This is a genomic window from Clostridium punense, from assembly GCF_017874425.1.
Taxonomy (GTDB): Bacteria; Bacillota; Clostridia; order Clostridiales; family Clostridiaceae; genus Clostridium_J; species Clostridium_J punense.
Map to the genome: position 1 here is coordinate 1 of NZ_JAGGLL010000028.1, position 13,123 is coordinate 13,123.

The 13,123-nt window shown below is 35.6% G+C and carries 11 protein-coding genes; 3 read left to right on the forward strand and 8 right to left on the reverse strand.

All coding sequences use genetic code 11. The annotated features are described in order from the left end of the window. Positions 1-143 precede the first annotated feature (143 nt). The 8 genes from J2Z44_RS15775 to J2Z44_RS15810 form a co-directional block, all read right to left on the reverse strand. Entirely contained in the window at positions 144-1,046 is a 903-nt protein-coding gene (locus J2Z44_RS15775) for an MFS transporter (protein WP_021283047.1), read from the reverse strand. A 509-nt stretch (positions 1,047-1,555) separates the two neighbouring features. Then, a complete protein-coding gene (locus J2Z44_RS15780; RefSeq protein WP_021283046.1) occupies positions 1,556-2,608 on the reverse strand; it encodes an ATP-grasp domain-containing protein in 1,053 nt (350 codons plus the stop codon). Continuing rightward, entirely contained in the window at positions 2,580-3,659 is a 1,080-nt protein-coding gene (locus J2Z44_RS15785) for a DegT/DnrJ/EryC1/StrS family aminotransferase (RefSeq protein WP_021283045.1), read from the reverse strand. The genes J2Z44_RS15780 and J2Z44_RS15785 overlap by 29 nt, the downstream gene beginning before the upstream one ends. Then, positions 3,643-4,524, reverse strand: a complete 882-nt coding sequence (locus tag J2Z44_RS15790) for a UDP-3-O-acyl-N-acetylglucosamine deacetylase (RefSeq protein ID WP_209649794.1) — start codon at positions 4,522-4,524, stop codon at positions 3,643-3,645. Before J2Z44_RS15790 ends, J2Z44_RS15785 begins: the two co-directional genes overlap by 17 nt. Further along, complete coding sequence (locus J2Z44_RS15795) at positions 4,511-5,485, reverse strand: CgeB family protein (protein ID WP_021282579.1); 975 nt, start codon at positions 5,483-5,485, stop codon at positions 4,511-4,513. The genes J2Z44_RS15790 and J2Z44_RS15795 overlap by 14 nt, the downstream gene beginning before the upstream one ends. 2 nt (positions 5,486-5,487) lie before the next feature. Continuing rightward, the gene (locus tag J2Z44_RS15800; RefSeq protein WP_021282580.1) at positions 5,488-6,177 is read right to left on the reverse strand and encodes a WbqC family protein; all 690 of its coding nucleotides are present in this window, start codon (positions 6,175-6,177) and stop codon (positions 5,488-5,490) included. Between the two features lie 17 nt (positions 6,178-6,194). Further along, on the reverse strand, positions 6,195-7,181 hold the full coding sequence (locus J2Z44_RS15805; RefSeq protein ID WP_021282581.1) for a GNAT family N-acetyltransferase: 987 nt from the start codon (positions 7,179-7,181) through the stop codon (positions 6,195-6,197). Positions 7,182-7,223: 42 nt separating this feature from the next. Next, positions 7,224-8,186, reverse strand: a complete 963-nt coding sequence (locus J2Z44_RS15810) for a Gfo/Idh/MocA family protein (protein ID WP_021282582.1) — start codon at positions 8,184-8,186, stop codon at positions 7,224-7,226. 323 nt (positions 8,187-8,509) lie between these two features. On the opposite strand from J2Z44_RS15810, the gene J2Z44_RS15815 reads away from it, so the two are divergent. The 3 genes from J2Z44_RS15815 (at position 8,510) to J2Z44_RS15825 (ending at position 13,098) form a co-directional block, all read left to right on the forward strand. After that, positions 8,510-11,434, forward strand: a complete 2,925-nt coding sequence (locus J2Z44_RS15815; RefSeq protein ID WP_209649796.1) for an insulinase family protein — start codon at positions 8,510-8,512, stop codon at positions 11,432-11,434. 397 nt (positions 11,435-11,831) lie between these two features. After that, positions 11,832-12,185 carry a CGGC domain-containing protein gene (locus J2Z44_RS15820; protein ID WP_021282585.1) on the forward strand — a complete coding sequence of 118 codons (354 nt, stop codon included), beginning with the start codon at positions 11,832-11,834 and terminating at the stop codon, positions 12,183-12,185. A gap of 178 nt (positions 12,186-12,363) precedes the next feature. Continuing rightward, positions 12,364-13,098, forward strand: coding sequence for an MBL fold metallo-hydrolase (locus J2Z44_RS15825; RefSeq protein ID WP_021282586.1), 735 nt, complete (start codon positions 12,364-12,366; stop codon positions 13,096-13,098). Positions 13,099-13,123: the final 25 nt, after the last annotated feature.

Consider the following 13,123-nt stretch of genomic DNA (forward strand, 5'->3'; position numbering starts at 1 on the left):
TATATAAAAATCATAGACAAATTGAACTGAAAAATATACAGAAAATTAATTGCTTAATTGGAAAATTAAGTTATTCGGAATATGAGTTATAAAAATAAAATGATTATTTAATAAGCTAATAAAAAATTTACTTATTAATGGAATTAAAAAAATGCACGATGAAAGTAGAACTGTAAGACCAATTTTAATACAGTTGTTAATATCGTATCTTTTTTTGCCTTAAATACAGCAAATATAGAAAGAATAGAACCAAATGCTGCAGAACTTTGAACTGTACCATAAATTAACTGAGTACCGCCTAATATTTCAATAATAATATAAGGAAATCCAATAATTATAAATGGAAGTAAGAATACATTTGTTATAATATTATTGCTTACTAATGAAATAATTTTTTTATTAACAAATAAAACTTTAAATCCCTCAAAGGTATCTTTTAAAAAAGAAGAACTTTTATTAAAGGTTTTATTTAAAGGTATTACCATGAATATTTCCGAGAATGAAGAGATTAAGAAAGTTAGTCCATCCAGTAATAACATTACTTGGAAGCCTACTAGTTTAAGTAGAAATGCACCTAGTAGTGGAGCCAAAATACTGGTTATTCTTCCAATAGTACGTTTAACAGCTATAGCATCTGGTAATTCGGTTTTTGTAACTATGGAAGGAAGAATGGTTGTAAATGCAGGTTCAAAAAATACTTCACAAGCTGAAAGAAATATAACCATAACATACATAATTTCAATGTTTAAATTTACCGATAGTGAAAAGATGAACAATAAAATTTCAAATATACCTCTAATTAAGTCACCAAATATTATTAAATTTTTTCTGTTAACTCTATCAGTAATAGTACCTGCTATAGGACCTAAAATTAAGTTTGGTATCATACCTAATGCAATAATTGAAGCGAATTTACCTGCTGAGCCAGTTATTTGAAAAATGTATAAAGCAGTGGCAAAATGTAAAACATTAGTACCAAGAGAAGATGTAGACTGTCCCAAAAGAAAGAGTGTAAAATTTCTATTTTTGAATAATTTAAAATTCATGTATACCTCCTTTATATTCCAATAGTTACATTATAATGGAAATTATATGAAGACATAAGTCTATATTTTGTAATTTTTATATGGTATAATTTAGGTATAGTAAACACCATATGGATATGTCAACAATTAATGTAGAAATAAGATTCTAGAAAATAGCATTAAAAAAAGAGCTATTGCCCTTAGTTGATCATTTACTGAACAATATCTTCTTTTATCATTTTTTTCAGTTTATTTGTACAAGGTTTCTCTCCACTGTTAGCATTAAGATAGCCCTTTGTTAAATCTTCTACTGTACTTTCAAGTTCTTAAAAAAACATATCATGTTGCACTTAAGCATTGTCTGCAGCTCAAGTGTTGTATGCTTTGAGGCCAAGCTTTCCTAGCAGAATGTAAGCAGTGAAGCATATGTAGCTCATCAAGAAGAACATCTTTTGCACTATCGACGACTATATAAATAAAAACCCACTACCAATAATTAGTAGTGGGTTCAATAATTTTCACGTAAATATTCATATCCTGTGAAGCACGTCTGTGGAAAGGGAGTTAAGCTTATTTAGTGGGAAGTAATAATCAATGTATTGCCTCAATACAAGGCCAGTTGTTGGGCTGCCGGGTGTTACCTCCTGGCAAAGCACTTCTGAGCGTATTAAGCTTTCCGGCTCATTTATTCCAAATAGTAACCGCATGGATGTAGAACTGCTGAATCTAGGATTTATCTCGAAAATTACTGGCATGGAATCTTTAAGGCGCAATTGGATATTTATAGCCCCATAGGCTCTCAGTGTACTTGCAACCCTGGCACAATAATCTGCAATGTGGTGATAGTCATCAGAAACTGCTGCAATAGAAACTCCTTCCAGCAAATACCGTCTTAAAGCGATTTTGGAAATCACCTCTCCCTTTTGATTTATGCAAATCCCTACTGTGAATTCCTGATCCTCATCTGTAAGGTATTCCTGTATAATTAGGCCTTTCTTACCCTCTATATTTTCAAGGAGCTGCTCCTTATCCTTAACTAGAACAACACCTATTGAGCCACGTCCAAAACGGGGTTTCACTATCAAAGGAAATCCAGTACTTTCAATAAATGAGGAGAGCGTACCAGCATCCTCAGGATATCTGATAGTTGCAGGAGTTTGGAAACCACAGCGTGATAAATGGCACATGGTGAGCCACTTATCGGTGCAAAGCTCTATCACTGCAGGAGAATTTACAAACACCTTGGCTCCTGTAGACTTTTCAAGAGATTCTCTATTTCTTGAATAAAAGGGAAGCTCAGCTGTAGAGCCAATAAATATGGCTTTAATCTGATGATTTATACAAAGATTTTTAATAAACATATAATAGGTTTCTTCATCTGCTACCCGTGGAGCAATAAAGCTTTTGTCCGCAAAAAATAAACCTAGGGAGTATGGGTTAGTGTCAATTGCTATTGTTTCAACAGGAAGCACCGATTCTTTCAGCGACCTAATAATACCATGCCCATATACGGAACCTGCACCTGTAACCAATACACTGAGAGTACCATTAATTTCATTCATATTTTTGCAAGCTGCTGACAATGTAATCAACCTCCTGTTCTGTTAATCCTGGGTGAACAGGTATTGAAACTACTCTCTCAGCAGCTATTCTGGCATTTGTGAAAGATCCCAGGATTTCTCCCTGCTGATACAGTGGCTGGTCAGGGATAGCTGTGGGATAATGGATACCATAGCCAATACCCTGTTTTTCCAGGAATTCTATGAAAGCACTGCGATTGTTGACCCCAAGGGTATATTGGTGATATACATGGTCAAAACCCGATAAGCATACAGGTTTAATAAAAGCGGGGTTGGTTATCTCCCTTAAATATCTCTCTGCAATAGCTTTGCGCCTTTCATTGAAGTAAGGCAGCTTGCGCAGTTGTTCTATGCCGATTGCTGCATGGATATTAGTCATCCTATAATTGTAGCCAAGTACATCATGCCTATATTTGGATGTCTGTCCATGGTTTATAAAACTTCTAGCCTTATCAGCTAGCTCTTTGTCTGAGGTCACAACCATGCCCCCTTCTCCACAGGTCATGTTTTTTGTAGGATAAAAGCTAAAAACCCCACAGTGACCAAAGGTTCCCACTTTCTTTCCATTGATGGATGCACCGTGAGCTTGTGCACAATCTTCTATCACTGGCACCTTGTATTCATTAGCTATTGCCATTATCTCTTCCATGTGTGCAGGATAACCATAAAGATGAACTACTAGGATTGCTTTTGCATCGGGATGTTTTTTTATAGTTTCTTTCAGCTCTTTAGGCGAAAGGTTGTAATCCTGCAGATTAATGTCACAAAACACAGGAATAGCTTGCGCATAAAGTATGGCATTTGAAGTTGCAATAAATGAGAAAGGTGTGGTTATAACTTTGTCCCCTGGTTTAATACATAAAGATAGCAGTGCCACATGAAGGGCTGAGGTGCCTGAAGAGGTGGCGACGCAATGCTCGCTGCCCTGGAATAGGGCAAAGTCACGTTCAAACATTCTCACATATTCTCCATGGGCTAGCATTCCACTGGATAGAACTTCATTCACAAGTGTTTTTTCCTCTATACCAAGCATAGGTTTAGCTAAAGCGATCATCATTACACTCCTCATAAATTTTTTTACACAGTTCTAGATTTAATCTGTGACCGGACCTGAAGCCTATCACATGTCCCTGTAACTTTTTCCCAAGTAACATAAGGTCTCCGAGAAGGTCAAGGGCTTTGTGTCGAGCCGGTTCATTTGGCCATTGCCAGGACCTGTACTCATCACCAGACTTTACCACCAATACATTTGAGCTGACTTTCCCAGTTAGGTTTACAACTTCTTCAACCTCTGACTCAATTATATAAGAACGGGCATCTGCCAGCTCTTTAGCAAAGATTTCAGGAGTTATGTCCATTTCAGCTACTTGAGAAAACTCAGGCACATTGGGATAGTCAAGGACATAGGTTAGTTTAAATCCATGGTAGGGAAGAGCTATCAGGAATTTTTCATATTCCATATCCGCTAAACTTTCACGTTGATATACAACAATGGGCTTAAGTATTTTTACGATTTCCTTCTTGGCATTTTGCTTAACTATCCCACATCCTGTCAGTGCTCTTTTAAACTCTTTACTGCTGTAATCCTCTGTTACGGGCAGGCTGGCCTGTTCCAGCTCTATAAATACGTTGTCTAGTCCTAATCCTGATATGGCTGCCAAGGCATGCTCCGTGTGTTCAATGCGAACATCACCATCAACAAGAGAAGTCCATCTGTATTCAACCTTTGCTTTTTCAAATGAGCATTTTATTTTAGGGCAGCCTGGCAGGTCCTTACGGATGAATATTATACCAGTACTTGGCGGGGCTGGAGAAAAAGTTACCTTTGCATCAGTTTCTCCAGCAATGCTAGTACCCATTACAGAAACCCTTTGTTTAATAGTTTTTTGATTATCCATTTCAATTTCAATTCCTTTCAACTAAACTGCAGAAATCAAGAATTTGTCTGGCCCGTTCCTTATAACTATGTCTTAAATAAACCTCCCTCTGACCATTGCGCGCTATTTCTTGCCGTGCTGCAGTATTTTTAAGAAAATAATTTACCAGGTTAACTGTATCTTCTGGAGAAGAGGCGCAGGACAGGTGAACATTATTTGTAAACAGCTTGGTGACAGATTGTGTTGGTACCGTAAGCAAAAAACCACCTGAACCCAGAACTTCAAAAGTCCGAGATGTTAACATGTCCTGGTCATTTTGCAAACCTAATATAATTCTAGCTGAATTATATACTTTATTTGTTTCCTCATAAGGTAGTTCACCTTTAAGCATATGGCTTGGAATCTTAAAACCCATTAGCTCCTCATTAAAGCGGTCCCATCGCTTACCCCAAATAGCAATGTTATATCCTCTTTCCACTAAAGGTTTAAGTAATATCTGAACGCTATTCTTACGGTATGACTTCCACTCTCTTCCTCCATTACCGATCAAAACTACATCATAATCATATTTACTACTCGGAGGTTCATTCTTATTGAACTGTGGATTGCAACCAAAATCCAGATGTCCTGCAGGAAGTCCAAGCTCCCTGTATTTATTTACGCTACCAGGATGTATGGTCATAATTGCATTAGGTTTAAAGGTTTCAATACACCTAAAGGAACACTTTTCGGTCCATCTTGGATCTTCAGTTGCCCAATAGACATGTTTCACCTTATATTTAGCAGCTCTTTTCACTAGCGCTTCTATATGTTCACGGCTATACCTGCGGTAAGCCCATCCCATTGTTATCATAATATCAGGCCTAAAGCGATCAACTGCCTCTTCTATAGATCTTCTACTTAAATCTCTCAGGATAAAAACAGGGCAGTTCAATTCACTAAAGCCTTGTGGCAGCCCAAGAGTATATTTAGAACTATGTGCAAAAAACAGTATTCTTTTCATAATTACACCTCTTTCAACAAAAGCTTACGTGAGCCCTTTGGCCCACAATTAAATAACATATCAACTATAGATAAATTGGGTATAAAATCCGCCCAAAGCTGGGGATATGCTATAGGCTCATACTCCAAATACTCCAATTTAATACCTTGTTTTTCAAAAATCTCTGGTTGATTATATGCTCTTCCTCCAGTACCGGATAGGTAACTGTCAGCAGAAAAGTGGCTACAGATTGCAACTATCAGTTCATTTTTTCGAAGCTGAGAAAACTGAGGTAAATCTGATAAAAACACAAGCTTTGTTTTAAGTCCCAGTAGGTCATGTACTAGCTTTATAAAACCTATGTTTGTATCTATAAGATATCCGGTATCTTGCAATACCTGCTCCATCATGGGGAAAACTTCTTTGAAATAAGGTGCCTTTGCGTAGTTTACTTTCAGGGCCATAAGATGATTACTTTTCCAACCCGGTATTACAGTAACTTCGTTAAACCGTTGCAAGCCCATGCCTTTTCGTTTCACCGGAACAGTTAGCAGCTGAGTCCCTTGGGATGTTTTGATAAGATTCCTATTATCCAAGGAACTGCCTGTTTGAAACTGAGCAGTATCTAAAATAAAAAAAATATCACACTGCGCCATTTTAGCAAAATACCCTGGCCAGGGAATATAATTTGGTTGATGACCTGCTAATTTCATTGCCTTACTCCTTTAAATTATTTCATATTGTTTACTTCATACAAATAGCATTCACGCAATACTCCATGGCCTCCATAGCCTTCTTTGAAACGGAACAGACCTGTATTCACTCTACTTCCTTTAGCCTCAGTGGAAATGCCCCAATCTAAATATGAAAAACCATTTTTTAGTCCCCATTCCATCATATGACCAAATATAAGGTTTAAGGGACGAAGGTGCTGGAAACCATCGTGGTGAGCAATATAAAAACAGTTTATAACTCTATCGTTAAGTAAAAATGCCAAAACCCCCGCTACAGGAGTTACTCCTTCATATGCTGCAAAGAGTTTTATCCTGTTTGGATAAAGAGTTTTTAGATGTTTAATTTCATCAAGTGTATGTGCGGGCTTTGCATTATGATTATATTTAAGTTTATTTTCTAAGATTGGCCAAAAATCATTTATATTGCCATCCTCCACCACTGATAACCCACTTTTCAATGCCTTCTGATAGTTTCGAAAGGCTGTATCACTCATTACCCGCTTTGCAAAAGGTTCTTCACCTTTTTTTAGTTCAAGTACTGTGGCTAGCTCTGTATAATCAAGCCTAAACCCAGAAAACCTTAAAGCAAAGTCAAGTTGGTCCGAAAACTCTCTATGGTAAACCCTAGGAACAGGTTTTAGTCGTATATAGTCAAAACCGTTCATGACACAATACTCCACAAGGGCACTTACTAACTCTAAGGATTTTTTAGTGCTTAGACTGGACTTTATTATGAGGCCTCCATGGGAAGCGCCTGGGTGAGAAATTAGCATGGATTTATCCTCTTGTTGCACTAGGGCAGCAGGAAGAAGGGCAATGATTTTTTTATCCTCCATAAATATCAGAGAATGATCAGAAAACCTGCCTGAAGGATGATAACCAAGAAATTTTCTCTCCTGCATAAAAGTACCATTAACTGAGGAACCCACAAATTCTTCCCACTGATTCTCAAGTTCTTTTGAATAGTTCTTTACAATTACCATAATTTCACCACACTTTCTTCATTATAATTCTTATGGTCTTCATCAGGTGATGATGATTTTTTCTCCTCCTTTTTCGAGAGAGTCAAAAATGCAATCAATTATTTTTGCCACAAATTCTATATTTTCTCTGCCGCTAATAGGTTCCTTGTTTACTCTAATGCATTCCATAAAATGAAGACACTCCTGTGTCAGAGGCTGTGAATTGTCTTCCACTGCCAAAAAATGCTCTTGCTCTCCGGTATGGAAGATTTGGATTTTTCTATAGGCAGTCTGCGTATCGTCAAATACTAATTTTGTTTTTGAACCAACCAGGGTCATTTTTCTGGTTTTTTCCCTATGAATAAAGCTAGCAAATATAGACGTTATTTTACCATTGGGAAAACCCATCAGTATATTGATAACATTGTTGTAAGGACTTTCAATATATCTTTCACCATGGGCAATTACCCAAATAGGGTCCATCCCGATGAGGTGGCGGGAAAGATAAATATCATGAATTGCCAGATCATGAAGAACATCTACTTTTGGAGCTTGAGACATGGAACTGGTTCTCGTCATATTCAAGTAACATAAATCATCAGCAATATCTTTTTCTTCTAGAAGCTCCTTAATCTTTTTCACAGCAGGATGGTAAATCAGTGTATGGCCTGCCATCAATACGGTATTTTTAGCAGTAGCCAATTGAATTAAATCATCACTATCTTTCCTGTTAATTGTCACGGGCTTTTCTACTAGAACAGCTTTGCCTTTGCTTATTGCTTCCTTGGCCAATATGTAATGACTTTCAGGTGTTGTGGCTATAATAACCCCCTGCACCTCACTGTCATTGAATATATCTGTTTTATTTTTAGTGAACCTGGTCTGAGGGTAATCAGCAGCTGCCTGACTTAGCTTTTCATAGTCTAGGTCACAGGCCCACTTCAATTCACAACCCTCTATTGCATTTACGGTTTTCAGATAATTTTTTCCCCATTTTCCACAGCCTATCAAAGCAAGCTTCATCATTTCAGTCACCTCTCAAATACATACTAATTAAATGCCGGAGCACCATAAATTAATATATTCACACATCCTAGAAAATGTTACTTACATTGAGAATCCTTATCTTGTAAAGGGAAGAAAATAAAAGGGTCTAAGTTGAAAGATGATTTTGAATTCATCCTTCAGCATAGCCTCATTGTAAATTACTTATTGACATAAGATTACAATCATTCTAACATATACATATAATGATAAATTTTGGATATAAAACGGACGCTCGTTATGGGATATAAGTTTAGTGGTATCCTTAGAAATTGCATAATATATTTAACAAGGGAGTGGTTGGGTTGTTTAGATTAATGGATACATATCATGGCTTTAAACTTATGGAAGAAGCTAAGATAAAGGAAATAGACTCAGTAGCTAGAATTTTTGAGCATGTTAAAAGTGGAGCACGCCTCTTACATTTAGAAAACAAGGATGACAATAAGGTGTTTTCAATTTCTTTTAGGACAACGCCCCAGGACGATACAGGAGTACCACATATAATTGAGCATGCGGTTCTTTGTGGTTCAAAGAAATTTAAAACCAAAGATGTGTTTACAGATATGGCTAAAAGTTCATTGAAAACTTTCATAAATGCAATGACTTTTCCTGACAAGACCTGTTATCCTATCTCAAGTAGAAATCAAAAGGACTTTTTTAATCTGATGGAAGTATATTTAGATGCAGTGTTCTATCCAAATATATATGAAAATCATGAATTGCTTCGTCAAGAGGGATGGAGATATGAATTTGATGAGGAAACTGGAAAGTTAATTTACAAAGGAATAGTTTATAGTGAGATGCAAGGAGCATTATCCTCACCGGAGTCTGGCCTAGAAACCAATGTATTAGCATCCTTGTTTCCAAACACTACCTATGCAGTTAATAGTGGGGGAAACCCTGACGCAATACCAGACTTAACACAGGAGGCCTTTGAGGATTTTCACAAAAAGTACTATCATCCAATAAATAGCTATATTTATTTGTATGGGGATCAGGATCTGAATGAATGTCTAAGGCTAATTAACGAAGAATACTTAATAAATTATGATAGAATTGAGATTCCTTCACATATTGAAGAGGTGAAACCCTTTGCCCAGATGGTTGAAAAAGTAGCTGAGTATTCTATTAGTGAAGACGAGGATGAAGAAAACAAAACCTTTATGGCACTAAGTTTTGTAACCGGAGAGACAACGGATCCCGAAACTTATTTGGCAATGAATATATTAAATAATATGCTTATTGAATCTTCAGCATCACCCCTTAAAAAGGCATTACTAGAGGCTGGAATTGGTGAGGGTATGGCTGATTTGAGAATAGATAGCATTAAGAACACTGTTTTCACAGTGGCTGTGAATAATACAAATGAAGATAAAAAGGAAGAATTTAAGAGAGTGTTTTTTGATACACTAGGCTCACTTGCGAAGAATGGTATTGATAAAAACCTTGTTGAAGCGGCTATTAACTCTATTGAGTTTGACCTTAGAGAAGCTGAGTTGTGGAGACGATCCAACAAGGGTATGAGATACAGCTTAGTTGTAATGGACAGCTGGCTCTATGGGGCACACCCAACAATACATTTGGCCTATGAAGAAAAATTAAACCAAATCAAGGCTAAAGTAGAAGGAAATTATTTTGAAGAGCTTATAAAGAGGTGTATTCTTAATAATAACCATAGTTCCTTAGTTGTTTTAAAACCTAAAAAAGGTTTAGCTGAAAGTAAGGCAAAGGCATTAGAACACAAGCTACAAAAATATAAAGAAACCTTATCAGAGGATGAGATTAAGGTTTTAAAGGAGAGAAATGCAAAGCTAAAGGAAATACAGATGAAGGAAAACACTCCTGAGCAAATTGCTACCCTTCCTAAATTGTCTTTAAGTGAGATTTCCAAAGAAATAGAGAAAATTCCACAGGCAGTGGAGAACATGGATGGAGTAAAGCTTTTATCCCATAATGTAAGCAGTAATGGGGTTGCATACATCAGTCTATTATTCGATGCAAATGTCATTGAAGAAAAATATATTCCATACCTAGGGTTACTTAGAGATATCCTAGGTGAAGTTGATACTGAGGATAAAACTTATTTAGAGCTTAATACTGAAATTTTTAGAAAAACTGGTGGAATAAACTTTGAAACTGAGGTTTATACAGAGGCTAAGAATAGTGATAAATATCATGCTAAGCTTATTGTTAAAGGAAAGGTGCTCCCTCAAAATATTGATTCTCTATTTGAATTAATTAATGAAATAACAACTAAAACAAAATTTGATAAAGTAAAGAGAATTAAAGAGGTAATTCAAGACATTAAAGCAAAGGGCAAGAGGACCATGGTTAATTCCGGAAACAAGGTGGCTATGACCAGGGCTGCAGCGCAGTATTCAAAGGCAAGCAAATATGAGGATATATTAAGCGGTGCAAGGTACTACGAATTTATATGTGACATTGAAAAGAACTTTGATAATAAGCATACTGAAGTAGAAAAGGCTTTATTAAGGGTATTTAAAGCTATCTTTAATAAAAATAACTTAATGATATCATACACTGGGGATGAAGCCAATTTAGATATGGTAAAGGAAAAGCTTCATATTATCCTAAATAATTTGGGAGATGAAAAACTTGAAGCTGTGGAGATTTGCCTTGAACCATCTAGAGCTGTGGAAGCGATAATTACTGGAAGTAATGTTCAGTATGTAGCCAAGGCCTTTAATTATAAGAAACTTGGCTATAAATACTCAGGTAAAATGAGAGTACTCCAAAATATTTTGGATAGCGAATATCTCTATACAAGGGTACGTTTACAGGGTGGAGCTTATGGTTGCTATATGGAGCTAGATGATCTAGGAAATATGGGCGTTTATTCATATCGTGATCCTAGCCTTGTTGAAACTATAAAGACCTATGATGAAGCAGCTGAATTCCTTAAAGAAATAGATTATTCTTTAAGCAATATGGAAAGCTTCATAATAGGAGCAATAGGAGACTTGGATCAGCCATTGAATGCAGCTGGCAAAGGAAGTTTAGCAGTTAGAAACTATATTTGCGGTATAACTAGTGAAGATATACAAAGGGAAAGAGATGAATTATTGTCCTCAACTCTGGAGGATGTTAAAGCATTCACAGATATGATTAAGAAGGGTATGGAAGAAAATTATTGCTGTGTAGTTGGAAATGAGCTAAAAATAAACGAGAATAAGAATATATTTGATAGAGTAATAACTCTATTATAAGAAGAATAAAAAGTAGCGCCATATAAGTTATAGTTTATATGGCGCTACTTTTTCATAGGACTATCTATACAAAAGGTAGGTACTTCGATGAAATTATATGGTATAACTGTGAAAGAAATTTTGGAGAAATATGACAAGTCCTTATAAGAGCATGTAAGTAAAGTAACTGTCAGTTTAAAGAAGTGAGCTAAAATTAGTCTGTATTTTTTGATATGGTTAAATAGAAGGGATTCTTTTTAATTGTAAATTAAACTAGTAGGGTATCTGTGATATAAGTTACGGCTTAAGTGATAATTAAAAGGTATAATAAACAATCAATGGAAGTTTCAAGTAATATAGGCTTGTATAATAACATAAAAGTTTGTAAACTTAATTTTATCACGAAGGGAAGACAGATATGAAAGTTGCAATTTTAGTAAATGAAGATACCATGGATATATGTATTGGAAAAGGATGTTTAAACGCCTTTAATAAAAAAATTGATGCCTTTAAAAGTTATGATAATGAGGTGGAGCTAATAGCATTTACCCATGTAGGGGGAGACTTACAACGTAAAATTGAAAAATTAATTAATAATGGTGTTGAAGTAGTTCATCTTTCAACCTGCCTTAGAGCAAAGTATGAAGACTATGACAATTTAGCTAATGGCCTTGCTCAGCATTTTAAAGTTGTGGGATATACCCATGGATCAGAAAATGGCAAAAATAGAAATACAATATGTTTGGAGCAATGCAAGGGATGCAAACTATAAATATGGTGCTATGAAGTTAAGTTATCCAGTTACTAGCAGGAATAGAAAAACGGCAGTTCCAGCCATATGGTGCCCCATATCATAAATAACACAGAATGATTTATGATTATATAACACTAGATATTTAGTGTTATAATTTATCTAGGAATAGGAGATTACCAATAATGGAGGTACCGATATGAATAAGTTATATGTATTAGATTTGAACTTTGATTTTAATGGAAATAAGGATGCCATATATCCTGTGTTGCTAACAGATGACAAGGAAATGGTTTTGATTGATTGTGGGTATCCAAACTTTTTATCATTAATAGAAGAGTGTGCAATTAAAAATAATATAGATATAAGCAATCTAACAAAGATAATTATAACTCATAATGATTTTGATCATATGGGAGCATTAGGAGAATTTAAGAGAAAGTATCCCCATATAAAAGTCATGGCAGCAAAAGAAGAGGTTCCATACATTGAAGGAAAGAAAAAATCCTTAAGATTACAGCAGGCTGAAAATTTGTATGAATCATTGCCTGATGATGAAAAGCCACAAGCAGAGATTTTTCATAAAACTCTTGAATCAGTAGAAAATTGTAAAGTAGATGTGGCTTTAAACCATGGGGATATTTTAGATATTGCTGGAGGAATTGAAGTTGTAGCCACTCCAGGTCATATGCCTGGACATATATCTCTTTATCATAAAGAAAGCAAATCTATGATTGTTGGTGATGCATTAGTTTTAGAAAATGGAGAATTATCAATTGCATTACCTAAGTACACCCTAGATATTAAGGAAGCTTTGAAATCAGTTGAAAAGTTCTTAAATTATGATATAGATAGAATTATATGTTATCACGGGGGAGTATATACAAAAGACATAAAAGGATCACTTAAAAACATTATTACAGATTTGGACTAAAGGGAAAAGGGTCTTAATCATGGGG